We start from the raw sequence: 22,820 nt of genomic DNA, 5'->3' as shown, positions 1-22,820 counted from the left end.
GATGCATGACCACCGCCACCGTCTCCGCCCCGGCGCCCAGCTCCGACTCGGCAGCCGGCTCCACCGCCGCGCTCACCCTGCTCACCGCGCTGGCGCCCATGGTGTGGGGGACGACGTACGTCGTCACCACCGAGCTGCTGCCGCCCGGGCACCCGCTCTTCGCCGGCCTCCTCCGGGCCCTGCCCGCGGGCCTGGTCCTCCTGGTCCTGCTCCGCCGGCTGCCCGAGGGCGTGTGGTGGTGGCGCGCACTGGTGCTCGGCACCCTCAACATCGGCCTCTTCTTCCCGCTCCTCTTCATCGCGGCGGAGCGGCTTCCGGGTGGTGTCGCCGCGACGGTCGGTGCGATCCAACCGCTCCTCGTCGTCCTGCTCGCACTCCCCGTCCTCGGCGAGCGGCCGACCCGGTCGCGGGTCGGCTGGGCGCTGACCGGCGCCGCCGGCGTGGCCCTGGTCGTCCTCAACCCGGCGGCCGAGCTCGATGCGCTGGGCATGGTGGCGGGCGCCGGTGCGGCGCTGTCGATGGCGGCCGGCATCGTGCTGACCCGGCGCTGGGGCCGGCCGGACGGCGTCTCCTCGCCGGTGCTCGTGAGCTGGCTGCTCACCGCCGGCGGGCTGGTGCTGCTGCCGGCCACCTTCCTCGTCGAGGGGGCTCCCCCGACGATCGACGGCCCGGCGGCAACCGGCTACCTGTGGCTGGGCGGTGTCGGCGGGCTGGCGGCGTACCTGCTCTGGTTCCGCGGGGTCGGCCGACTCCCGGTCGCCGCCACGGCGCTGCTCGGCCTGCTGTCACCGGTGGTCGCCGCGACCCTCGGCTGGCTGCTGCTCGGCCAGGACCTTCGCCCGGTGCAGCTCGTCGGGTTCGCCGTGGCGCTGGCGGCGATCGTCGGCGGCCAGCTCGCCGCCTCCCGGGTCAGCGCGTGACGTGGTCGAGCAGCTCGGCGCCGGCCGCGGCGGCCCCGTCGGCGTCGCCGCGGCGGATCGCCTCGAGCACGGCGTCGTGCTCGGGGAGCATGGCCGGGTAGCCCTTCGTCGGGTCGTCGATGCTGGCCCGCAGGGTCTCCACGAGGCCGTCGTAGAGCTCGCTCAGCAGCGGATTGTGGGCGGCCGCGACGACCGCGACGTGGAAGTCGACGTCGGCGTCGACGAAGCCGGCGCCGTCACCGGCGTCGAGCGCCGCGAGCCGTCGGGCGGCGATGGCGTCGAGCGCCGCCAGGTCCGCCCGTGTACGACGACCGGCGGCCAACGCCGCGGCCCGTACCTCGATCGCGTGCCGCACCTCCAGCAGGTGCTCGATCTCGACGCGCTCCGCCTGCCGGCGCATCAGCGCCTGGACCTCGGTGGTGGCGGCGACATAGGTCCCGTCGCCGCGGCGTACCTCGAGGACGCCGACGTGGGCGAGCGCCTTGACCGCCTCGCGGACGGTGTTGCGGCTGACGCCGAGGTCGGCGGCGAGCTGCGGCTCGGGCGGGATCCGGGTGCCGAGGGTCCACTCGCCGGTGGCGAGCAGGGCGCGCATGCCCTCGATGGCCTGGTCGACCAGGGAGGTGGGAGCGGCGGGAGCCAGCGGCATCATTCGTCCAATCATCCGATGTCTGTCATGCTAGGGGACATGGCCACCGTCGTCCACCAGATCCCCACCGGTGCCACCCCATCATCCCCCGGCCCGGACGCGGCCTCGCGCCGCCGAGCCGGGGCCGGACTGGTCCTCGCGGTGCTCCTGATCGCGTTCAACCTGCGGATCGCGGTCACCAGCCTCGGCGCGCTGCTCGACCGCCTCGGCGACCTCGGCGTCTCCGCGACCACGCAGGGCCTGCTGACCTCGCTGCCCGTGCTCTGCTTCGCCCTCGTCGGCGCCACCGCGATGGCCGTGACCCGCTGGATCGGCGTCGACCGCGGCCTCGCGCTCGCGCTCGTCATCCTCACTGCCGGCCTCGTGCTGCGCGTCCTCGACGGCACCCCCGCGCTGCTCGCCGGCACCTTCGTCGCCTGCGCGGGCATCGCCCTGGCCAACGTGCTGATCCCGGCGATCGTCAAGGAGCACTTCCCCGGCCGCGTCGGCGCGATGACCGGCGCCTACACCGCCGTCCTCTCGCTCGGCTCCGCCGCCGGGGCCGCCCTCGCCGTGCCCCTCACCAACGCGACCGGCACCTGGCGCCTCGGCCTCGGCCTGTGGGCGCTCGTCGCCGTCGCCGCCGCCCTCGCCTGGGCGCCCTTCGCCCGCGGCCGCGCCGTCGCGCGCTCCACGGAGCGCGGCGCGTCGATGTGGCGCAGCCCGACCGCGTGGGCCGTGACGGTCCTCTTCGGCACGCAGTCCCTCTACGCCTACGTGATGATGAGCTGGCTCCCGAGCCTGTACGCCGACGCCGGCTTCAGCGACGAGACGGCCGGCCTGCTCCTGGCGATCAGCATCGTCATCGGCGTCCCCTTCTTCTTCCTCGTCCCGAGCGTGGCCGGCCGGCTGCGCCACCAGGGCCACCTGGTCGCCGGCCTGACCCTGCTGACCGTGATCGGCTGGACCGGCCTGTGGGTCGCCCCCGAGGGCGGCGCCTGGGTCTGGGCCGCCCTGCTCGGCGCCGGCGGCGCGGTGTTCCCGGTCGTGCTGCTCTGCTTCGCGCTGCGCACCTCGACCAGCGCGGACACCGCCGCGCTGTCCACGATGGGCCAGAGCGTCGGCTACCTGCTCGCGGCCGGCGGTCCGTTCCTGATCGGCACCCTGCACCACGCCACCGGCGGCTGGGCGCTCCCCTGTGCGCTGCTCGTCGGGCTCGGGGTCGTCCAGGTGAGCGCCGGCTACCTCGCGGGGCGGCCGGTCGTCATCGGCGCGCGCCGCTGAGCGAGCCGACCAGCACCGCCAGCGCACGGTCCAGCTCCTCGTCGGTCGGGCCGCCGAAGCCGACGACCAGACCGCTGAGCCGCGCCGTCCGGCAGTAGTCGCGCAGCAGGTTGACCCGGAAGCCCGCCTCCTCCGCCGCGGCCCGCGCCCGGGCGGCCCGGGCGTGCGGCAGCAGCCACGTCGAGTACATCCCGGCGACCGGCCCCGCGAGCTCGGCGTACGGCTCCAGCGCGGCGACCACCCGCGGCGCCCGCTCCGCGTAGACCCGGCGCGCGGAGCGGACCACCGCGTCGACGTACCCGTCGCGCAGCAGGGTCACCATCGCCCGCTGCACCGGCCACGGCGGCGCGTCGTGGATCAGGTCGCGGTGGCGGTCGAAGGCGTCGAGCAGCCGGTCCGGTACGACGGTCCAGCCGAGCCGCAGCGAGGGCAGGATCGACTTGGACGCGGTCCCCAGGTAGGCCACCTGCTCGCGGTCGAGCGTGGCGAGCGCCGGCACCGGCGCGACGTCGTACCGGAACTCCGAGTCGTAGTCGTCCTCCACCACCAGCGCCCCGTCCCGGCGGGCGGTGGCCAGGAGCGTGAGCCGGTCCGCGGCCGGCATCACCCGCCCGAGCGGGTGCTGGTGCGCCGGCGTCGTGTACGCCGCCACGCAGCCGGCGAGGTCGTGCACGGGCTCCAGCGCGGGCAGGTCGCGCACGGTGCGCCCGGACTCGAGGACGGTCGCCACCGCCGCGCGGTAGCCGGGGTCCTCGACGGCGACGGGGCCCCGCGGGAGGACGGCGAGGAGGTGCCGAAGGCCGGCGCCGGTGCCGCCGGTGATCCGCACGCGGTCGGCGTCGACGGCGAGCCCCCGGGTGCGGCCGAGGCGCTCGGCCACCAGGGTGCGCAGCTCGAGCAGGCCGCGCGCGTCGTCGTACCCCCGCGGCGGGGTGGCCGACGACACCTCGCGCCACGCCCGGCGCCAGACGGCCTCGTGGCGTGGGTCGATCCACGGCGTGCCCGCGTCGAGCATGACCAGCGGACGCGCGGGACCCGGCGCCCGGCGGCGCGCGGGCCGCGCCGCACCCTCGGCGCCGGCACCCCCCGCGACCCAGGTCCCCGATCCTTGCCGGGCCTCGAGCCAGCCCTCGGCGAGCAGCTGGTCGAAGGCCTGCTCCACCACCGACCGCGACACCCCGAGGTCGGCGGCCAGCCGCCGGGAGGCGGGCATCCGGTCGCCGTGGTCGAGGACGCCGTCGAGGACCAGCCGGCGGACCTGGTCGGCCAGCTGGGTGCCGAGCGGACGGGGGTCGGCGCGGTCGAGACGGACGGGGAGAGTCGGCATTGGCCTGTCCAAGTCGATCGGAACTGGCCCGTGCATGCAGGCCACTTGTCGCCCACGATGGTGCCATGAGCACCGTGACCGAGGCGAGACTCGAGCCCACCGGACGCACCCGGATCAACCGCGGCCGCAACCGCGCCGTCGCCGACCGTGCGGAGCTGCTGGACCTGCTGGCCGATGCACTGGTCGCCCACGTCGGCGTCCAGGCGCCCGGCACCGACGGCCGGCCCGGCCACCCGGTGGTGCTGCCGACGGCGTACGCGGTCGACGTGGACGGACCCGACGGGGGCGGGACGCTCTACGTGCACGGCTCCGTCGCGGCCCGGTGGCTGCGCGCGTCGGTCGATCGAACGGTCTGCGTCACGGTCACCGAGCTCGACGGCCTGGTCGCCGGCCGCTCGGCCTTCCACCACTCGATGAACTACCGCTCGGCCGTGGTGATCGGCCGGGCGCGCCTGGTCGACGACCCCGACGAGCGGCAGCACGCGCTCGACCTGATCGTCGACCACATGCTCCCCGGGCGTGCGGCGACACTGCGCCCGAGCACCCGCAAGGAGCTGGCCGCGACGGCGGTGCTCGCGGTCCCGCTGCACGAGGCATCCATGAAGGCCCGCGCCGGCGGTCCGGTCGACGAGCCCGAGGACGTCGAGGCCGGCGTCTGGGGCGGGCACGTGCCGGTGCGCCGGGTGATCGACGCGCCGGTCCCCGCCGAGGACAACCTCCCCGGCCTCGCCGTGCCCGACGACGTCAGCGGCGCAGGCCGGACTCGATAGCGAAGACGACCAGCTGGGCCCGGTCGCGCGCCTGCAGCTTCACCATCGCGCGGCTCACGTGGGTGCGCACGGTGTCGGGGCTGACGACCAGCTCGGCGGCGATCTCCGCGTTGGACCGGCCGGTCGCGACCCAGCCGAGGATCTCGCGCTCCCGCTCGGTCAGGTCGCCCAGCCGCGGGTGCGGCTTCTCCGCGCGGCGGGTGCCGAAGTGGTCGATGACCCGGCGGGTGACCGACGGGGCGAGCAGCGAGCCGCCCTCGGCGACCACCCGCACCGCGTCGAGCAGCGCCGTCGGCTCGGCGTCCTTGAGCAGGAAGCCACTGGCGCCGTTGCGCAGGGCCTCGAAGACGTACTCGTCGAGCTCGAAGGTCGTCAGCACGACCACCCGCACGTCCGCGAGCGACGGGTCCGCCGCGACCTCGGCGAGCAGCGCCAGACCGTCCATCACCGGCATCCGGATGTCGCAGAGCACGACGTCGGGCGTCGTACGCCGCAGCAGCGCGAGGCCCTCCCGGCCGTCGGCGGCCTCGCCCACCAGCTCGAGGTCGGGCTCCGCGTCGACGAGGGTGGCCAGGCCCATCCGGACCAGCGGCTGGTCGTCGACCAGCGCGACCCTGATGCTCCCGCCGGCCCTCATGCCGGGAGCACCGCGGTGACCTCGAAGCCGCCGTGCTGCTGCGGCCCGGCCCGGAACGTGCCGCCGATCGCGGTCACCCGTGCCCGCATGCCGCCGATGCCCATGCCCTCATCCTGCACCTCACCGCCGCGGCCGTCGTCGGAGACGCGCAGCGCGACCGAGTCGCTCCCCCGCTCCCACACGATCGTCGCGGTGGTCGCGACCGCGTGCCGCAGCACGTTGGTCAGCGCCTCCTGCAGCACCGCGTACGCCGCCTCGCCGACCGGCTCCGCAAGCGTGCCCGGGTCACCGATCACCTCGACCCGCAGCCCGGCCGAGCGCACCCGCTCCACCAGCGCCGGCACCGCCTCCACGCCCGGCGCGGGCCGGCGCGGCGCCGGCTCCCCCGCGATCGTCGCGAGCTCGGAGCGCAGCGACTCGAGCGCCTCGCGGCTGGTGGCGCGGATCGCCTCCAGGCTCTCCCGCGCCTTGGCCGGGTCGCGGTCCAGCACGTGCAGCGCCACCCCGGCCTGCATCGCGATCACCGCGAGCCCGTGGCCGACGCCGTCGTGCAGGTCCTGGGCCATCCGCAGCCGCTCCTCGGTCGACGCCCGCTCGACCCGCTCCGCGCGCGCCTCGAACCGGTTGCGCGTCGCGGTCGCCACCGCCCCGGCCGCGAGCACGACGCCGAACATGCCGATGCCCTGCCACAGGCTCTTGTGGGGCTCGTCGGCGTACCACTGCCAGCGTCCCGCCAGCCCACCCGCGAGCAGCGCGGCGCCGACCAGCGCGCCGGGCAGCCAGCGGCGGACGGCGACCACCGAGGCGACGAGGAAGGTCGCGGTCGGCAGGGCGAGGAAGATCGGCCCGTCGGCGTACCCGAGCGCGAAGTAGGCGCCCGACAGCGCGCCGGACGCGAGGAGCGGCCCCGAGGCCAGTGCGCCCGGCAGCACCGGCAGCACCGCCGGCACCGTCGCGAGCACGGCCAGCAGCACCCCGCCGAGGACCGCGTTCTCGACGTCGTTCTTCCCGTTGGAGGCCGCCGTGCCCAGCAGGACGATCGCCAGCACGGCCCACGGCCACCACGAGCGGTGGGCGCGGTGCATCTCGGCCAGGGAGTGGTTCATGGCACCGAGGCTAGGCGCGCCGCGTCCCACGCGTGTACGACGACGGGCGCCGTCGGCGTACGCAGTCCTGCGTACGCCGGAGCCGCGCTCCGTCGGACGCGCGAAAGGCGCGGCCGCAGCACGCTGGAGGACATGAACGCACACGACACGGTGGCCTCCACCGAGAACCTCACGAAGGTGTACGGCGACCGGGTCGCCGTGGACAAGGTGACGATGACCGTGCGGCGCGGCGAGGTCTACGGCTTCCTCGGGCCCAACGGCGCCGGCAAGACCACGACCCTGCGGATGCTGCTGGGCCTGATCCGGCCCACCTCCGGCACGGCGTACGCGACCTCGCCGGTCGGCGCGCTGATCGAGGGCCCCGGCTTCTTCCCCTACCTGTCCGGGCGCGCCAACCTGCGCACCCTCGCCCGGTACCGCGGCTTCGACGACGCCGAGGTCGAGCGGGTGCTCGAGCGGGTCGACCTGGCCGGCCGCGGCGACGACAGGTTCAAGGGCTACTCGCTCGGCATGAAGCAGCGACTGGGCGTCGCCGCCGCGCTGATGGGCGACCCGGAGCTGATCGTCCTCGACGAGCCGACCAACGGCCTCGACCCCGCGGGCATGGCCGACATGCGCGCACTCGTCGTCGACCTGGCCCGCGGCGGCCAGACCGTTCTCCTGTCCAGCCACCTGCTGGCCGAGGTGCAGGAGATCTGCCACCGCGTCGCCGTGATCAACGACGGCCGGCTCCTGCGCGAGGGAGGCGTGGCCGAGCTCCGCGGGGGCATCTCGATCCGGGTCCGGGCCACCCCCGAGCCGGAGGCGCTGGCGGTCGCGATGCGGCTGGCCGGCGACGACGGCATGCAGCGCACCACCGACGGAGCGCTGCAGCTGACCCTGCCGCCCGACCAGGCCCCACGGGTCACCCGCGAGCTGGTCAGCGCCGGCATCGACGTCCACGAGATCACCGCCGCCGAGCGCAGCCTGGAGGAGGTCTTCTTCGACCTCACCTCCGGCAGCACCACCGGCAGCACATCCGGCAGCACTGCAACCAAGGAGGCCGTCCGATGAGCGCCACCACCGCACCCCGCACCGTCGTACCGTCCACCGGCCTCGTCGCCAGCACCCTGCGCAGCACCCGCGCCGAGCTGGGCCGGCTGCGCGCCTGGCCCGCCGTGTGGATCACCCTCGGCGCCTGGCTCGCGCTGAGCCTGATGTTCGGCTACCTGTTCACCTACCTGTCCTACACGACCGGCGACGCCAGCTTCGCCGACGAGGGGACCACGCAGGCCGAGCAGCTCGCCCGGCTCCTGCCGGACGCCGTGCCCAACGTCTTCCTGCAGGGCATGCCGATGTTCGGTGGCGCGCTGATGATGGTGCTGGGCGCGCTCGTGGCCGGCAACGGCTACGGCTGGGGCACGTGGAAGACCGTCTTCTCCCAGGGGGTACGCCGCAGCTCCGCCGTCATCGGCTCCGTCGCCGCGCTGACCGCGTTCGTCGTCGCGACCCTGGCCGTGACGCTGGTCTTCGACCTCGGCATCTCCCTCGTCATCACCGCGACCGAGGGCCAGGACGTCGTGCTGCCGTCGCTCGGCTCGACGGCGGAGGCGTTCGGCGCGGGCTTCCTCGTGCTCGAGATGTGGGCGGTGCTCGGCTTCGCGCTCGGCACCCTCGCCCGCGGCCCGGCCCTGTCGGTCGGCCTCGGCCTGGTCTGGGCGCTGGTCGTGGAGAACCTGCTGCGCGGCGTCGGCCAGCTCCTCTCGTGGGTCGAGGCACTGACCGAGGTGCTGCCCGGGACGAGCGCCGGCTCGCTGATCGGCTCGATCGTCGGGGTCGGCGAGGGCGACGGGACACCCGGCGTGCTCGACACCGTCCCGGGTCCGCAGGCGGCGCTCACGGTCACCGTCTACATCGTCGCCGCGATCGCGCTCAGCCTGCTGCTGGTCCGCCGTCGCGACGTCGCCTGAAGTCTTTACCTTCACGCGTGTTTGGGGCGGGCGGCCCCGGGCATGGACCGGTCGGGAGAACTGAGCGGCCGTCCATCTCGGGGCCGCTCAGCCCGTTTTTGGGGCTCCGCCGGGGCTCGCCGTCAGGACGTCATACGAATCGAGCGTCATCGCGCGCGGTTCGCATGACGTCACCCGCTTGCGGCGGCCCCTGGCCCGGGAGGTCATGCGAAACGGTCGTCCGGGCGACCACTTCGCATGACGTCCGGACGTCCGCCCCCAGACCGTCGCCCTACTGTCGAGGCTCGCCGGCACGCGGACCTCAACCAGCGGCGGCGATCCGCTTCCCGAAGCACCGCGACAACGGATAGCCGGCGTAGAAGCCGAAGCCCGGGATCTCCACGTAGCCCTCGCTGAGGTAGAGCGCGATCGCCTCCGGCTGCTTCAGGCCCGTCTCGAGGACGACGAGGTCGTGCCCCAACGCGGCCGCGGTCGACTCCAGCTCCGCCAGCACGGCCCGCGCGAACCCCCGCCCCCGCCGCTCCGGGACGACGAACATCCGCTTCACCTCGACCGCGCTGGACCCGCCGAGGGCGTGGACCGGCGAGCGACGCCAGGCGCCCGTCGCGACCGGGTCCGCGCCGTCGTACCCGACGAGGAAGAGGCCCTCCGGCGGGTCGAAGAGCGCGGGGTCGACGGGGCTCTCGTCGGGCGAGCCGTAGCGCTCGACGTACTCCCGCTGGACGCGGGCGACGAGGCTCGTCGCGTCGGGGTGGAGGTAGCCGACGGGGCGGAGGTCGAACGGGGCTTGCATGGCGAAACCGATTGAACACGGGCGTGATCTGCCTGTCACAATGGGGACATCTCTGACAGCGTCGTCAGCCTGTCCTCTCTGCCTGTGCCGATCGAGAAGGTTGACCACGTGACCGACATCCAGATCCCCGCTGACCTCAAGCCCGCCGACGGCCGCTTCGGCGCGGGACCGTCGAAGATCCAGACCAGCCACCTCGACGCGCTGGCCGCGACCGGCGACGCGCTCATGGGTACCTCGCACCGCCAGGCACCCGTGCGGAACACCGTCGGCCGCGTGCTCGAGGGCCTCGCCGACCTGTTCTCGCTGCCCGAGGGCTACGAGGTCGTGCTCGGCAACGGCGGCGCGACCGCGTTCTGGGACATCGCCGCGTTCGGACTGGTCGAGAGGAAGTCGCAGCACCTGGCGTTCGGCGAGTTCTCGTCGAAGTTCGCGTCGTCGGTGAAGGCCGCGCCGTGGCTCGACGAGCCGTCGGTCATCAAGGCCGACCCGGGCTCGCGGCCGGTCGCCGTCGCCGAGGAGGGCGTCGACGCCTACGCCTGGGCCCACAACGAGACCTCGACCGCCGTGATGGCCCCCGTCGTGCGGCCCGAGGGCACCGAGGGTGCGCTGGTCCTCGTCGACGCCACCTCGGGCGCCGGCGGCCTGCCGGTCGACCTGACCGAGTCGGACGTCTACTACTTCGCCCCGCAGAAGTGCTTCGCCTCGGACGGCGGCCTCTGGTTCGGCATCTTCAGCCCGGCCGCGATCGAGCGGGCCGAGCGGATCGCCGCGTCGGAGCGCTACATCCCGCCGTTCTTCGACCTCAAGACGGCCATCGACAACAGCCGCCTCAACCAGACCTACAACACCCCGTCGGTCGCCACCCTGTTCCTGATGGCCGAGCAGCTCGACTGGATGAACGGCCAGGGCGGACTCAAAGGCATGGTCGAGCGGACCACCGCGTCGTCGGACGCCCTCTACGGCTGGGCCGAGCGGACGTCGTACACGACGCCCTACGTGGCGGACCCGAGCCACCGCTCGCTGGTCATCGGCACCATCGACTTCGACGACGCGATCGACGCCGCCGCGGTGGCGAAGGTGCTGCGCGCCAACGGGATCGTCGACACCGAGCCCTACCGCAAGCTCGGCCGCAACCAGCTGCGGATCGCGATGTACCCGGCCATCGACCCGGCCGACGTCGAGGCGCTGACCCGGTCGATCGACTACGTGGTGGAGCAGCTCGGGGTCTGAGCGGGGCGGCTGGCGGGAGTTTCACCGGCCGGCCGGTGAAACTCATGGCTGGACGACGAAGTTTCGTCGTCCAGGCATGAGTTTCGTCGTCCAAGGACGGGAGATTCACCGGCCGGCCGGTGAATCTTGTGACAGGAGTGACGCCCCCCGCGGCCCGATCAGGCCATCACGTCCACCCGTGGGGCCCCGAGCGCGACCATCAGGTCGCGCCGGGCCTCGCCGGTGACGGCACCGGGCGTGGCGAGGGCCTCGGCGACCGAGCGCCGCAGGTCCTTGTGCTCGTGGAAGTGGTGCAGCGCCGCGGAGCGCCACTCGTCGGCACTCGCGGGAGCGGCGGGCACGGGGGCCAGCGCGATGACGTCGCGGCCGCGGGCCAGGCTGCCCGCGCAGACGAAGGCGACGACGACCAGCAGGGCTGCTGCGAGGAGCTCGATCGACATGGTCCGCACCTTTCGTCGGGGCTGGTTGGTTCGGTAGCGGACCAACGACGCCCGGGCGCGTGCGGTGACGACCGGTCAGTGGATTCGGGACGAAGTCCCGGCCCGTGGCCTCAGAGCCGCCGCACGATGAGCTCGTACGACGACCGGCCGAACGCCACCATCCGCGCGAGCTCGACCCGGGTGGGCGTCCCCCGGAGGGTCTCGAGCGCGGCGTCGACCGCGTCCTCCTGCGGCCACCCGTAGGCGCCGGCGCTGACCAGCGGGAAGGCGACGCTGCGGGCGCCGAGATCGTCGGCGACCTCGAGCGCGCGGCGGTAGCAGGAGGTGAGGAGCGACCGGTCCCGCTCGCCCCGGTGGTGGTTCGGGCCGACGACGTGGATCACCCAGCGGGCCGGCATGTCTCCCGCCGTCGTCCAGCCGGCGTCGCCCGTCGCCAGCCCGTCGGGGAAGCGCCGCCGGCAGTCCTCGAGCACGGCGGGCCCGCCGGCGCGGTGGATGGCGCCGTCCACGCCGCCGCCGCCCCGCATCGCCCGGTTGGCGGCGTTGACCACGGCGTCCACCTGCTGCGCGGTGATGTCGCCCTCGACGACCTCGATCTCCATCAGCGGGTCCTCCTCAGACCGTCCGCAGCCGAACGCGGCACGGGCCGCCCTCGACCAGTCCCTCGGCGGCGCGGACCGCCTTCTTCACCGGCAGCACGAAGGTCTTCTCCTCGGCGCTCGGGAACACCGACGTCCGCCACGTGCTCGCCCCGATGTTGACCTCCACCCGCACGCTGCCGAAGCCCTTGCGCGGACCGGCCTCGTCCAGCAGGTCGGAGACCTCGAAGGGCAGGCTGACGAAGAACCACGCACCACCGGTCTCCTCGTCGCGGGCCTGCCAGCGCCACAGGTCGGCCGTGAACTCGTGCTCGGTCACGAGCCGATCGTGTCACCGACCACCGACCAGGCGCAGCGTCGCGCGCTCCAGCGCCGCCCGGCGGGCGTCCGGGTCCACCTCGCCGGCCGTACGACGGACGGCGGCCCGGATCGTCCGGTCCTCCTCGTAGGCGTCGACGACGCGCGGGTCCACGTACGCGGAGCGGGCGAGGGCGGGCGTGTTGCCGAGGAACTCGGAGACCTCCCGCATCGCGGCCGCCACGGCTCGCTTCCGTGCGGTCTTCGACGACTCGGACGCCGGCGGCGCCTCGGCGAGCGCCGCGGCCGCCAGCACGGTCCCGTGCCAGGTGCGGAAGTCCTTGGCGGTCACGTCCAGTCCGCTGACGCCGCGCAGGTACTCGTTGACGTCGGTCCCCGTCACGTCCAGCAGCCTCCGGTCCGACCGGCGGCGCCGGCGCCGCCGGTCGAGCGCCTCGACGGCCACGACGTCGTCGATCTCCACGTGGTGCTCGACCCCGGACTTGCCCATGAACTCGAACACCATCGCGTCCCCCGACCGGCGCACGTGCTGGCGCTCGAGGGTGGTCAGCCCGAACGAGCCGTACTCCTCGGCGTACATGTCGTTGCCGATCCGGAAGCAGCCCAGGTCGATCAGCCGGACGGCGAGGGCGCAGGTCGCCTTCTGCCCCAGGTCGTCCTCGCCGAGGTCGGCGAGCACCTCCTCACGGATCCGCGGCAGCCGGCGCCCGAGCCCGATCACCCGCGCGTGCTTCTCGTCGCTGCGGCGGGAGACCCAGTCCGGGTGGTAGATGTACTGGCGACGGCCGGCGTCGTCGGTGCCGACGGCCTGCAGGTGCCCGTTCGGGAACGGGCAGATCCACACGTCGCGCCAGGCCGGCGGGATCACCAGCGCGCGGCACCTGTCGGCGTCCTCGGCGGGCAGCGGCCGGCCGGACTCGTCGAGGTGAACGAAGCCTCGCCCGGCGCGACGCCGGGTCCAGCCCGGCTGGTCGGGTGAGCTGCGACGGAGACGGGCCACGGCTCGTCGGTATCCCGCGACGCCCGGTTCAGCCTCTCGGACCCGTCAGCGGGGTCGGAGCGAGCGCACCAGCACCGCGATGATCGCCGCGCCGGCCAGGCCGCCGAGCGCCCACGGCCACCACTCCGTGTGGTTGGCGACCTCGTCGTGGCCCGTCGCGGCGTCCGGTGACAGCGACGGCGACGGCGACGCGGAGGTGCCGGCCAGCTGCGCGCGGACGTCGGCCGGCAGCTCCACCCGCAGCACCTCGGCGTCCTGGCCCTCCGAGCTGAGCAGGATCTCGCCGTCGGCGGTCACCGCGACGCCCTCGCCCTGCTGCTGCGCGGGCAGGTCGAGCAGGGCGACCCGGTCGAGGTCGGGCCAGGTGTAGACGGCCGCCTGCGTGTAATTGCGGATGATCACGTGCCTCCCGTCAGGGAGGAAGGCGCCGTCGGTCGCGATCCCGAGGACCTCGTCGACCGGGGTGAGCTGGTTGACCGCATCGGGGTCGAGCTCCTCCGGCGCCGCGTAGACCCGCCCGAACACGCCCTTGGTGACGACATAGAGCCGCCCCGTCGTCGGGTCGCTCAGCAGCGTCTCGGCGTCCTGCGGCGCCCCACCGTAGGAGAGCTCGTACGACGCCCCGCGGACCTCGCGCTCGCCGCGGCCGAAGGGCACCTCGGTCACCGTGATGGTGTCGCGGGCATGCTCGTTGTCGCCCGTGTCGCCGACCCACACCTGCCCGTCACCGGCCGGCGCGAGGGACTCGATGTCGTCGGCCTCACCCTGCCAGCGGGTCACCCCGACGGTGTCGCCCGTCGCCGGGTCGACGGTGAAGATCCGGTTGCTGTCGCCGGAGTCGTTGACGGTGACGACGAGCCCGTCCTGCGCGACCAGGCCGCTGGACTCGACGATCTCGGGGTCGGTGAAGTGGAAGGCCACCTCGGACGCGATCGGCTCCTCGACCGGTCCGGGGGCGAGGAAGCCGATCCCGAAGGGCACGGGCAGCAACGCGAGCAGGACCTTCTCCACCCGCCTCACGTCCCCAGGAGCTCGCCGAGGCGAGGGTGGATGCCCCACGTGGCCACCAGGTCGTCGTACTCGGTCAGGGGCTGCACGCCGCCGGTGCGCACCGCGCGCAGCAGGGTGTTGCGCGGGGTGTGCGCGCTGTCGACGAACTCCATCACGTCGACCCGGTAGCCGCGGCTGCGCAGCAGCTGCGCCCGCAGCGCGTCGGTGAGGGTGTCCGCGAAGCGCTCGCGGAGGATGCCGTCGCGCACCAGCGCCGTGTACGGCGTCGGGGTGTCCGCCTTGCGCAGCTGGGCCGCGATGTCGTGGTGGCAGCAGGGCGCGGCCAGCACGAGCGAGGCCTCCCAGTCGACGGCGCGGGCGAGGGCGTCGTCGGTGGCGGTGTCGCACGCGTGCAGGGCGAGGACGACGTCCGGCGCCTCCGCCAGGACGGCCTCGCCGATCGTGCCCGCCACGAAGGAGGCGTCGATGCCGAGGCCGGCCGCGACGGCGGCGTTGTGGTCGCGCGACTGCTCCTTCACGTCGACGCCGGTCAGGTGCACCGGCAGGCCGCGGCGCTCGGTGAGGAAGCGGTGCGCGGCGAAGGTGAGGTAGCCGTTGCCGCAGCCCAGGTCGACGACCCGCAGCGGGTCCTCGGCGGTCGGCTTGCGCAGGTGGCCGCGCGCCCGGGCGTCGGCGACCGAGCGGTCGAGGATGCGCAGGAAGTCCTCGACCTGCCGGTACTTCGCCATCCGGCTGGGCTTGATCCGGCCCTGCGCGTCGGCCAGCCCGAGGGCGGCGAACAGCGGGTCGTCCTCGGCGAGCATCCGCTCCTTGGCGCGGTCGTGGCCCCGGTCGGGCGCCACCGCCGCGCCGGCCGCCGGCAGCGTGCGGGCCGAGGTGTGCAGTGCGGCGTCGCCCTTCTTGGTGACCCGCAGCGACAGCAGGTGGGCCGTGGTCTCGACCGTCCAGTTGCCGAACGGCTCGGCGAGGAGGTCCTCGACCACGGCAGCGGCCGCGTCGCCGGCGAGGTGGTTGGAGGTGTGCGCCTGGGTGGCGTCGTACCGGACGACCTGCAGGTGCCGGCCCGCCTTGAGGTCGACCCAGCGCAGCTCGACGCGACGCCAGTCGGGGGTCGCCGAGCGGCGCCGGCCGGACGCGACGGCCCGGACCAGCCGGTCGTCGGCCAGCAGGTCCTCGCGCACCCGGGCCAGTCCCTGCTCCAGCGTCTCCGTACGGCTCGCCATCAGGGCCTCACTTCACGAGCGCGGCGACGACCACGATCAGCAGCAGGACCACCAGCGCAGCCGGGATGACGAGTCGACGGTGGCGCGGGTTCACACCCCCAGCCTACGGAGCCGCGAGCACGCGTGAAATTTCGGCCGAACCGGTGAACGGCAGCGCGACCCGTCGCTACCCTCGCCAGGGTCCACCCCTGGGGAGGGGGACGAGGAGCTCGCAGCGTGCGGAACGCCCTGCGCATCGCGCTGGTCGTGGCCCTGGCCTGCCTGCCGCTCGGGCCGGTCCTCGCGTCGCCGGCCGCCGCGGCGACCCCCACGGTGGAGTCGGTCACGGTCTTCCCGCAGGTCGGCGGCGAGCTCACCCTCCTCGGCTCGTCGGCCGGCGACGGGCCTGCCTCGCCGGCGGACGTCGCCGTCGAGCGTTGGGTCTCCGGCCCCGGCTGGACCGCGGTCGACGCGACCGCGCGCCTCCTCGACGACGGCCGGCTCGCCGTCACGGTCCCCCTCGACCACGGCCCGATGGCCCTCGCGGGCGCCGGCTGGGTGCGTCTCGTCGTCCCCGCGTCGACCGGTACGACGAGCGTGCCGTCGGAGGCGCTCGGCATCTACGTCTTCGCGGACGCCGCGCCGCCGTTCACGACCGCTCCCCTGCCGACCGTGACCGGCGAGCTGACCGTCGGCTCGGTGCTCGAGGCCACGACGGGCACCTGGTCGCCCACGCCGGCGACGACCGGTCTCGAGTGGAACCGCGACGGCGTACGCACCTCCGTGACCGGGTCGTCGTACCCGCTGACGGGCGCCGACCTGGGCCACGTGATCACCGTGTCCGCGACCGCCTTTCCCAGCGGCGGCTCGTCGTCGAGCTTCGTCGTGCGCGACAGCCGGCCGACCGGCGTCGTGCGGGAGGGCAGCTTCGTCGCCCCGCAGCCTGCGGTCATCGGACTGCCCCGGCTGGGCGAGGAGGTCCGGGTCGACCTGGACGGCTGGCGCCCGGCGCCCACCACGCTCACCTACCAGTGGTCCCGCGACGGGGTGCCGGTCGAGGGCGCGACCGGGGCGTCGTACACGCTGACGGCGGAGGACGCCGGCACCACCCTCACGGTCGCCGTGCACGCGGAGGCCGACGGGGTCGCGCCCGTCGACCGGACGACGGCGCCCTACGCCGTCCCCGACGACCTCCACCCCCGCGGGCCGCGGCTGGCCGAGCTGATGAGGCCGAGCAGCACCACCCCGCTGACGACCAGCCAGGTACGGGTCGCGGTCACCACGACCCGGCCCGGGTGGAGGGACCTGCGGCGCCGGTGGTGGTACGACGGGACGGCGTTCACCCACGCCGGCCGGCCGGTGCCCTTCCTCACCCTCGCGAGCGCGAAGTCCGGGTCGAACATCGCCAGCGCCTCCAAAGGCGGCGAGTACGCCGGCACGAACGCGAGCGTCAAGAACGTCGACGTCACCTTCACCATCACCGCCCGGCGGTTCGCCATCGCCTTCCGCGGCACCCGCACCCACGACGCGATGGTCTGGCTGAACGGGCGCCCGGTCGCGGCGCGCCCGCTGCGCGTGCAGAGCTCCGGCGACCGCACCTACGTCCTCAACTGGGTCGTGGTGGTCCTCCCAGCACGGGCGACCACCCGGGTCCGCTTCGCCGGCCCGCTGTCGTTCACCGGCGTCGACACGCCCGCCGGCGACAAGGCGGTCATCAAGGCGACGCCGGCGCCCTTCACCGTCGGCGTCGTGTCCGACTCGATGTTCGACAAGTGCACCCAGGCGCTGTGCATGAGCCGTGCGGCCGTCCCCACCCTGGGCCGGCTCACCGGCTGGCGGGTGTGGAACCTCGCCGAGGGCGGCACCGGCTACCTGTCGAAGTCGTCGGCGCCGTCGTACGGCAGCTTCGTGCCGAGCGTCTTCGGCTCCGACCGACGCCTCGCCGCGGTCAGGCGGGCACCGCTCGACCTCCTCATCGTCAACGGCTCGTTCAACGACGCGCCCGTCGCCTCCTACAGCGCTGAGGCACACCGGGCCGCGGTGGACGCCTACCTCGACGACCTGGCCCGGCTGCGGCCCGACCTGCCCGTCGTCCTCGTGGGCATCGAGCCGCTCGGGCGCTACCAGGCGAGCTACTGGGACACGCGGTCGCGGGCGATGAACGCCACCCTGGCCGCGACCCTGGGCCGCCACCCGAACGTGATCGGGTTCATCGACCCGTACACCGACCGCTGGCTGACCGGGACCGGCTCGATCGTCGACCCCCACGGCGACGGCAACCAGGACGTGTACGTCGGCACCGACGGCGTGCACCCGAGCGTCGCCGGCGTCGCCTACTACGTCGTCCGGGTGGTCACCGGGCTGCGCGAGGTGCGCCTGCCCTGACCGGTCGTGACCGGCGCGGGATCACCAGTGCTCGAGGGAGGCCCCGATGATCCCCGCGAGGTCCTCGCCCGTGACGTCCTTCGGCGCGGTGGCCAGCAGGCGCTGCTGCTTGAGCGCGCCGTCGACGAGGTCGTCGACGTCGGCCTCGCCGTAGCCGACCGCGCCGAGGCCGTTGGGGATGTGGATGTCCTGCATCAGCCGGGCGAGCACGTCGGGCAGCACGTCGGGGCCGTTGCCCTGCGCCGCCGGGTCCAGCAGCCGCGCGGCGCGCAGGTGGCGCTCCGGCGAGGCGTCGAAGGTGAACCGGAAGGCCTCCGGCGCGGTCAGCGACACGGCCATCCCGTGCGGCACCATCGGCTCGTCCTGCGGGTAGTCCGCGGGCGTGAAGTCCCGCACCCGCCCGGCGATCGGGTAGGCGTTGGCGTGCGGGATGTGGACGCCGGCGTTGCCGAAGCCGAGGCCGGCGAAGGTCGCCGCGAGCGCCATCTCGTCGGCCGCGGCCACGCCGGCCGGGTCGTCGGGGTCGCGGTGCACGGCGGCCCGGAAGGCGGTGGAGAGCAGGCCCAGCGCCTTCTCCGACCACAGGTCGGCGATCGGGTTCGAGCCGCAGTAGGGCACGCGCTGCTCCGGCGTCTTCGCGTCGAAGTCGGCGTACCAGCGCGCGGTGTAGCTCTCCAGCGCGTGGCACAGGATGTCCATCCCCGCGGCCGCCGTGACGCCCGCCGGCTGGGTGGCCGACAGGGCCGGGTCGACGACGGCCAGTCGCGGCCGCAGCGCCGCGTGGCTGATGCCGGTCTTCACCTTCAGCGACAGCACGTCCATCACGCAGATCGTCGTCGACTCGCTGCCCGTCCCGGTCGTCGTCGGTACGGCGACCAGCGGGAGCACCGGGTTCTGTGGCGCCCGCGCCTTGCCGACGGGAGCGTTGACGTAGTCCATCAGCTCGCCGGGGTTGGTCACCAGCAGGGCGACCGCCTTCGCCGTGTCGATCGACGACCCACCGCCCACGGCGACGACGGCGTCGAAGGGCCCCTCGGAGCGGGCGAACGCGACCGCCTCCTCCAGCGAGACGTCGGTCGGCTCGACCCGCGAGCGGTCGAAGACCACGACCTCGATGCCGCGGCCGCGCAGGCCGCCCGCGACGTCGTCCGCGTGCCCGGCAGCGGCGACCCCGGGATCGGTCACCAGCAGGACCCGGCGCGCGCCCCAGCCGCTGACGTCGTACCCGATCTCGCGGGAGGCACCGCGGCCGAACTTGAGCGCCGGTGCGGCGTAGGTGAAGACGGTCTCGAGGCTCATCCGGTCACCGTAGGCCATCCCGGCGAGGGTTCCGTCGGGCGCCCGCCCTACTGTCCGGGGCGTTGCACCCGTCCGACCGGAGGTTCCTTCCATGTCCGTCCTCGTCCGGAGGCTCGTCCTCCTGCTCGCCACCCTGGCCTGCGTGTCGGCCGTCATGGCCGTCGTGTCCGCGCCGGCGCGCGCCGGGACCAACCCCGTCCTCATCGCGCCTGTCGACGGCAGCCAGGTCGAGCTCGGCTTCACCGGCCCGATCCAGCTCGACATGGGCGACTCCGGCGACTGGTTCGACGTACGCGTCGCCGGTCCGAGCGGCGTGATCGCCGAGACCACGCTCTACGGCTACGACAGCGTCGAGGAGTTCAGCGTCCCCGCTCTCGTCGAGGGCGGCGACTACCGCGTCCAGGTGTCGTCGTCCACCACCGCCGGCTGGACCACGATCGGCACCTTCAGCGCGCCGTGGGCCCCGCTGAGCCTGGGCGACCCGGTCGTCTCACCGGCGACCTTCTACCCGATCGTCCGCGACGGCTACCGCGACCGCGTCGGGTTCAGCATCACGCTCAACCAGCGCGCCGAGGTCACCACCATCGTGCGCAACTCAGCCGGGCGCACCGTACGGATCTTCTCCCAGGAGCTGCACCGCGGTCGCCGCACCGTCTATTGGAACGGGCTGACCAATGCGGGCGCGAAGGTGCCGGCGGGCCGCTACAGGATCACCCTCGAGGCACAGAACGGCGCCGGCGAGTCCCGGTCGGTCAGCCGCGTGGTCACGGCGACGACGGCCGTGGTGACCCGGACGGCCACCAAGCGCCCCAACGCCACCCAGGCATCCCCCGCGACCCGCGGCAGCTGCTACATCACCTGGCAAGACGGCTCGGCCGAGCTCGACTGCTGGGGCGGACGCTATGCCCGGCTGTCCTTCGGCTTCGCGATCCCGGCTAGCGCCTGGGAGATCAGCTGGTCCGTCAGCGGCGAGCGCTCCGCCCTCGACCGCTGCTGCGACGGCTCCATCCGCAAGAGCGGATCGCGTCCGAGCCAGACCCGTTACGTGGTGGCCACGACCGTCACCGGCTGGCGGGCCTACTGGGTGCACTCCGCGACGCTGCGCTACAAGTACCGCGCGCGGATCTGAGCCCACCGGCTGCGGGGTCGCCGGCTCACACCTGCACGGTATCGCCGGCGACCTCGATGGCCGCGCGCACCGAGCCGTAGACCTTGAGCCGGCCGGCCGCGATGTCGGCGAGCGGCACCCAGGCCACCGCGTCCGTCGTACCACCCTCCTCCACGACGCGCGGCTCCCCCGGGCCGACCTCGGCGCGGTAGATGATCCCGATCGCGTGGAAGTCCTCGGCCCGGCCGTTGGGCGCGGTGCCGGTGAAGTGGTGGTCGAGCACCGTGAGCAGGGCGGTGGCCGAGCCCTCCAGGCCGGCCTCCTCCCACAGCTCGCGCCGGATCGTGTCGGTCGGCGACTCACCGTGGTCGATGCCGCCACCGGGCAGGTGCCACGTGCCGGGGTCGGGTGCGAGGTCGGAGGTGCGGGTCAGCAGGATCGCGCCGTCGCGGACCACATAGGCGTAGGCGGCCGTGCGCTGCCGCTGCCGGACCGTGTACGACGCCAGGGCGTCACCCACGAGGCTGACCGTCGGCACGGAGCCGTCCAGCACCCCGGCGACCGGCTTCCACGCCGCCTCGGCGGTGCTCCCGTCGACCTCGGTGACGTGCGGCTCGGGCGCATCGGCCGGGACCCAGCCCTCGTAGACGATCCGCACCGAGTGGGCGTCGACGCGCCGGCCGCGCCGCCAGGAGTCCTCGACGTGCAGCGAGTGGACCTGGGCCGTCCGGTCGATGGTGACGTCGAGCCCGGTCTCCTCGTAGACCTCGCGCACCACGGCGTCCGCCGGGTCCTCGCCGTGGTCGACACCGCCACCCGGCAGCGACCACAGCTCCTTCTTCGTCACCCGCTCGGAGAGCCGGGAGAGCAGGATCTGGTCGCCCCGGACGATGACGGCGTACGCCGCCAGTCGTTGCACCCGCTGCGCCATCGCCGCCTCCTGTCCGTCGCCCTCCACCCTAGTGGCGCGACGGTTCGGGTCAGGCAAAGGGCGGTCGGGCGTCGCGCGCCAGCGAGCGCCGGCCGGCCCACCGCCAGACCCGGGCGGAGCGGTCGCGGTCCTCGTCGGTGACCAGGTTGCCCATCCAGCGAAGGGCGAGGGTCATCAGCAGGTCCGAGCGCATGCCGACCGGCCCCAGGGCCGGCAGCAGGCGCGGCACGGTGACCAGGCCGGCGAGGCGGCGGGCGATGGAGAAGGACTCGCCGTAGTGGGCGCGGAGGATCTCCGGCCACACGGTCGCGAGGTCCACGTCGGGGGTCTCGGCGAGCAGCTCGGCGACCAGGCGGCCGGTCTCGAGGCCGTAGTCGATGCCCTCGCCGTTGAGCGGGTTGACACAGGCAGCGGCATCGCCGATCAGGGCCCAGTTGCGGCCGGCGACGTGCGAGACCGCGCCGCCCATGGGCAGCAGCGCCGACGTCGGCATCCGCAGCTCGTCGCCGAGGCCGAACTCCTCACGCAGCCGGTCGGCGTAGAGCTTCATCAGCGGCTTGATCGCCACGTCGGCCGGACGCTTCGCGGTCGCGAGGGTGCCCGCGCCGAGGTTGACCTCGCCCGCCCCGGCGCCGAGCGGGAAGATCCAGCCGTAGCCGGACAGGATCTCGTCCTGCTCGCCCCGCAGCTCCAGGTGGGAGCTGATCCAGGGGTCGTCGGCACGGGTCGACTTCACGTAGCAGCGCCCGGCCACGCCGTACACGGTGTCGCGGTGCCACTCGCGCCCGAGCACCTTGCCCAGCGGCGAGCGGACGCCGTCGGCGACGACGAGCCGCTTGCAGGCGACCTCCCGGCCGTCCTTGAACACCACGGCCGCGACCCGGTCGCCGTCCATCCGTACGTCGACCGCCCGGGCGCCCTCGAGCCCGGCCGCGCCCGCGTCGAGGGCGGTGGTGCGCAGGTGGTCGTCGAGCTCGGTCCGGGCGACGGCACTGCCCCAGTCCGGCAGATTGCCGCCGGGCCAGGGCAGGTGCAGCGTCTGGCCGAAGCCGTGGGCCCGCAGGCCCTGGTTGACCGTGTGCGAGCGCACCCAGTCGCGCAGGCCGAGCCGCTCGAGCTCGCCGATGGCGCGCGGCGTGAGGCCGTCACCGCAGGTCTTGTCGCGGGGGAAGGTCGCCGCATCGGCGAGGACGACGTCCAGGCCGGCCCGGGCGGCCCACGCCGCTGCCGCGGAGCCGGCCGGCCCCGCGCCGACCACCAGGACGTCGGTGCTCAGGGAGGGCGCGTCGCTCATGCGCCCATTCTCGCAGTTGCCCCGACTCACCCGACCTTGCGGTACGCCGTGTGGGAGATCAGGTGCACGGCCGGGTTCAGGCAGCCGCGGGTGCGATGGGCGATGAACTGCGACCGGGTGGCGTTCGGGACGTAGACCCGGAAGCCGTCCACGGCGCGCGGGCGGCAGGTCGCGGCGTCGTACAGATCGGCGACGACCTCGTCGACCCGGCTCACGGCACGCTGCCCGGGGGCCAGGACGAACGACGTGGCGGTGCCCTCGCGGGTCGCGGGTGCGCCGATCTGCGTGCCGTCGCCACCGCCGACGTACGACAGCCCGCCGAAGCCGCCGGTGCGGCAGGAGTGGGTCGACACGTTGGTCAGCACGATCTTCCCGTAGCGGTGTCCGGCCCCGTTGTCGGTCGCCCGGTAGCGCGCGTGGAGGTCGGCGTTGCGACATCCGGGCACGCCCACCGCTGCGGCGGCGGTCGCGGGGCCCGGGGAGGGCACGAGGAAGGATCCCGCCACGAGGAGTGCGGTGGCGGCCAGCAGGCGGAGGAGGGTCTTCATGCCAGGTGTGACGCCGCCTGCGGCCCTCCGGTTCTCGCCTC

General features: G+C 74.2%; 23 protein-coding genes. 8 read left to right on the top strand and 15 right to left on the bottom strand.

The window, feature by feature from the left end:
- Window positions 1-5: 5 nt before the first annotated feature.
- Window positions 6-920 carry an EamA family transporter gene (locus AC2YHB_RS01275; protein ID WP_487353296.1) on the top strand — a complete coding sequence of 305 codons (915 nt, stop codon included), beginning with the start codon at window positions 6-8 and terminating at the stop codon, window positions 918-920.
- Here the strand turns inward: AC2YHB_RS01275 and AC2YHB_RS01270 are convergent.
- A complete protein-coding gene (locus tag AC2YHB_RS01270) occupies window positions 910-1,572 on the bottom strand; it encodes a FadR/GntR family transcriptional regulator (RefSeq protein WP_257026884.1) in 663 nt (220 codons plus the stop codon). The genes AC2YHB_RS01275 and AC2YHB_RS01270 overlap by 11 nt on opposite strands.
- A gap of 36 nt (window positions 1,573-1,608) precedes the next feature.
- Between AC2YHB_RS01270 and AC2YHB_RS01265 the strand changes: the two genes are divergently transcribed.
- Window positions 1,609-2,832 carry a CynX/NimT family MFS transporter gene (locus AC2YHB_RS01265; protein WP_179649277.1) on the top strand — a complete coding sequence of 408 codons (1,224 nt, stop codon included), beginning with the start codon at window positions 1,609-1,611 and terminating at the stop codon, window positions 2,830-2,832.
- On the opposite strand, the gene AC2YHB_RS01260 is transcribed toward AC2YHB_RS01265, so the two are convergent.
- Window positions 2,813-4,159 (bottom strand): aminotransferase-like domain-containing protein, encoded by a 1,347-nt coding sequence (locus AC2YHB_RS01260; RefSeq protein ID WP_487353295.1) that lies wholly within the window; start codon window positions 4,157-4,159, stop codon window positions 2,813-2,815. The genes AC2YHB_RS01265 and AC2YHB_RS01260 overlap by 20 nt on opposite strands.
- Before the next feature lie 65 nt (window positions 4,160-4,224).
- Between AC2YHB_RS01260 and AC2YHB_RS01255 the strand changes: the two genes are divergently transcribed.
- Window positions 4,225-4,929: a pyridoxamine 5'-phosphate oxidase family protein gene (locus AC2YHB_RS01255; protein ID WP_487353294.1), complete on the top strand. Its 705-nt coding sequence runs from the start codon at window positions 4,225-4,227 to the stop codon at window positions 4,927-4,929.
- On the opposite strand, the gene AC2YHB_RS01250 is transcribed toward AC2YHB_RS01255, so the two are convergent.
- Window positions 4,904-5,566, bottom strand: a complete 663-nt coding sequence (locus tag AC2YHB_RS01250) for a response regulator transcription factor (RefSeq protein ID WP_036550364.1) — start codon at window positions 5,564-5,566, stop codon at window positions 4,904-4,906. The genes AC2YHB_RS01255 and AC2YHB_RS01250 overlap by 26 nt on opposite strands.
- Window positions 5,563-6,672 carry a sensor histidine kinase gene (locus tag AC2YHB_RS01245; protein WP_487353293.1) on the bottom strand — a complete coding sequence of 370 codons (1,110 nt, stop codon included), beginning with the start codon at window positions 6,670-6,672 and terminating at the stop codon, window positions 5,563-5,565. Before AC2YHB_RS01245 ends, AC2YHB_RS01250 begins: the two co-directional genes overlap by 4 nt.
- Before the next feature lie 132 nt (window positions 6,673-6,804).
- On the opposite strand from AC2YHB_RS01245, the gene AC2YHB_RS01240 reads away from it, so the two are divergent.
- The gene (locus tag AC2YHB_RS01240) at window positions 6,805-7,725 is read left to right on the top strand and encodes an ABC transporter ATP-binding protein (protein ID WP_487353292.1); all 921 of its coding nucleotides are present in this window, start codon (window positions 6,805-6,807) and stop codon (window positions 7,723-7,725) included.
- Window positions 7,722-8,621 (top strand): ABC-2 transporter permease, encoded by a 900-nt coding sequence (locus AC2YHB_RS01235; protein ID WP_487353291.1) that lies wholly within the window; start codon window positions 7,722-7,724, stop codon window positions 8,619-8,621. Before AC2YHB_RS01240 ends, AC2YHB_RS01235 begins: the two co-directional genes overlap by 4 nt.
- 301 nt (window positions 8,622-8,922) lie before the next feature.
- Here the strand turns inward: AC2YHB_RS01235 and AC2YHB_RS01230 are convergent, their stop codons facing one another.
- Complete coding sequence (locus AC2YHB_RS01230) at window positions 8,923-9,414, bottom strand: GNAT family N-acetyltransferase (protein ID WP_487353290.1); 492 nt, start codon at window positions 9,412-9,414, stop codon at window positions 8,923-8,925.
- A gap of 108 nt (window positions 9,415-9,522) precedes the next feature.
- On the opposite strand from AC2YHB_RS01230, the gene serC reads away from it, so the two are divergent.
- Window positions 9,523-10,644: a phosphoserine transaminase gene (serC, locus tag AC2YHB_RS01225; protein WP_179649262.1), complete on the top strand. Its 1,122-nt coding sequence runs from the start codon at window positions 9,523-9,525 to the stop codon at window positions 10,642-10,644.
- 158 nt (window positions 10,645-10,802) lie between these two features.
- Here the strand turns inward: serC and AC2YHB_RS01220 are convergent, their stop codons facing one another.
- From AC2YHB_RS01220 to AC2YHB_RS01195, 6 genes are all read right to left on the bottom strand, one after another.
- Entirely contained in the window at window positions 10,803-11,084 is a 282-nt protein-coding gene (locus tag AC2YHB_RS01220) for a hypothetical protein (RefSeq protein ID WP_036550354.1), read from the bottom strand.
- A gap of 110 nt (window positions 11,085-11,194) precedes the next feature.
- Entirely contained in the window at window positions 11,195-11,689 is a 495-nt protein-coding gene (locus tag AC2YHB_RS01215) for an O-acetyl-ADP-ribose deacetylase (protein WP_218865114.1), read from the bottom strand.
- Between the two features lie 10 nt (window positions 11,690-11,699).
- A complete protein-coding gene (locus tag AC2YHB_RS01210) occupies window positions 11,700-12,002 on the bottom strand; it encodes a DUF1905 domain-containing protein (RefSeq protein WP_179649258.1) in 303 nt (100 codons plus the stop codon).
- Window positions 12,003-12,014: 12 nt separating this feature from the next.
- Complete coding sequence (locus tag AC2YHB_RS01205) at window positions 12,015-13,001, bottom strand: DNA topoisomerase IB (RefSeq protein WP_179649256.1); 987 nt, start codon at window positions 12,999-13,001, stop codon at window positions 12,015-12,017.
- Window positions 13,002-13,046: 45 nt separating this feature from the next.
- A complete protein-coding gene (locus AC2YHB_RS01200; protein ID WP_179649254.1) occupies window positions 13,047-14,012 on the bottom strand; it encodes a hypothetical protein in 966 nt (321 codons plus the stop codon).
- Window positions 14,013-14,017: 5 nt separating this feature from the next.
- Window positions 14,018-15,235, bottom strand: coding sequence for a class I SAM-dependent methyltransferase (locus tag AC2YHB_RS01195; RefSeq protein ID WP_179649253.1), 1,218 nt, complete (start codon window positions 15,233-15,235; stop codon window positions 14,018-14,020).
- A gap of 216 nt (window positions 15,236-15,451) precedes the next feature.
- Here AC2YHB_RS01195 and AC2YHB_RS01190 point away from each other — a divergent pair, with 216 nt between their 5' ends.
- A complete protein-coding gene (locus AC2YHB_RS01190; protein WP_179649251.1) occupies window positions 15,452-17,599 on the top strand; it encodes an SGNH/GDSL hydrolase family protein in 2,148 nt (715 codons plus the stop codon).
- A 21-nt stretch (window positions 17,600-17,620) separates the two neighbouring features.
- Here the strand turns inward: AC2YHB_RS01190 and AC2YHB_RS01185 are convergent, their stop codons facing one another.
- Window positions 17,621-18,898 carry a hydroxyacid-oxoacid transhydrogenase gene (locus AC2YHB_RS01185; RefSeq protein ID WP_036550664.1) on the bottom strand — a complete coding sequence of 426 codons (1,278 nt, stop codon included), beginning with the start codon at window positions 18,896-18,898 and terminating at the stop codon, window positions 17,621-17,623.
- A gap of 91 nt (window positions 18,899-18,989) precedes the next feature.
- On the opposite strand from AC2YHB_RS01185, the gene AC2YHB_RS01180 reads away from it, so the two are divergent.
- The gene (locus AC2YHB_RS01180; protein WP_487353289.1) at window positions 18,990-20,027 is read left to right on the top strand and encodes a FlgD immunoglobulin-like domain containing protein; all 1,038 of its coding nucleotides are present in this window, start codon (window positions 18,990-18,992) and stop codon (window positions 20,025-20,027) included.
- A gap of 25 nt (window positions 20,028-20,052) precedes the next feature.
- On the opposite strand, the gene AC2YHB_RS01175 is transcribed toward AC2YHB_RS01180, so the two are convergent.
- Genes AC2YHB_RS01175 through AC2YHB_RS01165 form a run of 3 tightly spaced genes read right to left on the bottom strand, consistent with a single transcriptional unit; the run spans window position 20,053 to window position 22,779 of the window.
- Complete coding sequence (locus tag AC2YHB_RS01175) at window positions 20,053-20,937, bottom strand: NUDIX hydrolase (RefSeq protein WP_036550336.1); 885 nt, start codon at window positions 20,935-20,937, stop codon at window positions 20,053-20,055.
- Between the two features lie 49 nt (window positions 20,938-20,986).
- Window positions 20,987-22,231: a geranylgeranyl reductase family protein gene (locus tag AC2YHB_RS01170; RefSeq protein WP_179649247.1), complete on the bottom strand. Its 1,245-nt coding sequence runs from the start codon at window positions 22,229-22,231 to the stop codon at window positions 20,987-20,989.
- A gap of 26 nt (window positions 22,232-22,257) precedes the next feature.
- Window positions 22,258-22,779 (bottom strand): DUF4232 domain-containing protein, encoded by a 522-nt coding sequence (locus AC2YHB_RS01165; RefSeq protein ID WP_179649245.1) that lies wholly within the window; start codon window positions 22,777-22,779, stop codon window positions 22,258-22,260.
- Window positions 22,780-22,820 lie beyond the last annotated feature (41 nt).

The organism is Nocardioides sp. SRI_004, assembly GCF_057586415.1.
Note: the sequence above shows the minus strand (reverse complement) of the source record. Positions and strands in the feature narration are given on the sequence as shown.

Excerpts from the sequence above, each read along its gene's own strand:
- AC2YHB_RS01175 (WP_036550336.1), bottom strand. The coding sequence starts at position 20,937 with ATGGCGCAGCGGGTGCAACGACTGGCGGCGTACGCCGTCATCGTCCGG.
- AC2YHB_RS01180 (WP_487353289.1), top strand. The coding sequence starts at position 18,990 with ATGTCCGTCCTCGTCCGGAGGCTCGTCCTCCTGCTCGCCACCCTGGCC.
- AC2YHB_RS01165 (WP_179649245.1), bottom strand. The coding sequence starts at position 22,779 with ATGAAGACCCTCCTCCGCCTGCTGGCCGCCACCGCACTCCTCGTGGCG.
- AC2YHB_RS01235 (WP_487353291.1), top strand. The coding sequence starts at position 7,722 with ATGAGCGCCACCACCGCACCCCGCACCGTCGTACCGTCCACCGGCCTC.
- AC2YHB_RS01170 (WP_179649247.1), bottom strand. The coding sequence starts at position 22,231 with ATGAGCGACGCGCCCTCCCTGAGCACCGACGTCCTGGTGGTCGGCGCG.
- AC2YHB_RS01195 (WP_179649253.1), bottom strand. The coding sequence starts at position 15,235 with ATGGCGAGCCGTACGGAGACGCTGGAGCAGGGACTGGCCCGGGTGCGC.
- AC2YHB_RS01265 (WP_179649277.1), top strand. The coding sequence starts at position 1,609 with ATGGCCACCGTCGTCCACCAGATCCCCACCGGTGCCACCCCATCATCC.
- AC2YHB_RS01240 (WP_487353292.1), top strand. The coding sequence starts at position 6,805 with ATGAACGCACACGACACGGTGGCCTCCACCGAGAACCTCACGAAGGTG.
- AC2YHB_RS01185 (WP_036550664.1), bottom strand. The coding sequence starts at position 18,898 with ATGAGCCTCGAGACCGTCTTCACCTACGCCGCACCGGCGCTCAAGTTC.
- AC2YHB_RS01255 (WP_487353294.1), top strand. The coding sequence starts at position 4,225 with ATGAGCACCGTGACCGAGGCGAGACTCGAGCCCACCGGACGCACCCGG.
- AC2YHB_RS01270 (WP_257026884.1), bottom strand. The coding sequence starts at position 1,572 with ATGATGCCGCTGGCTCCCGCCGCTCCCACCTCCCTGGTCGACCAGGCC.
- AC2YHB_RS01275 (WP_487353296.1), top strand. The coding sequence starts at position 6 with ATGACCACCGCCACCGTCTCCGCCCCGGCGCCCAGCTCCGACTCGGCA.
- AC2YHB_RS01250 (WP_036550364.1), bottom strand. The coding sequence starts at position 5,566 with ATGAGGGCCGGCGGGAGCATCAGGGTCGCGCTGGTCGACGACCAGCCG.
- AC2YHB_RS01260 (WP_487353295.1), bottom strand. The coding sequence starts at position 4,159 with ATGCCGACTCTCCCCGTCCGTCTCGACCGCGCCGACCCCCGTCCGCTC.
- AC2YHB_RS01245 (WP_487353293.1), bottom strand. The coding sequence starts at position 6,672 with ATGAACCACTCCCTGGCCGAGATGCACCGCGCCCACCGCTCGTGGTGG.
- AC2YHB_RS01220 (WP_036550354.1), bottom strand. The coding sequence starts at position 11,084 with ATGTCGATCGAGCTCCTCGCAGCAGCCCTGCTGGTCGTCGTCGCCTTC.
- AC2YHB_RS01230 (WP_487353290.1), bottom strand. The coding sequence starts at position 9,414 with ATGCAAGCCCCGTTCGACCTCCGCCCCGTCGGCTACCTCCACCCCGAC.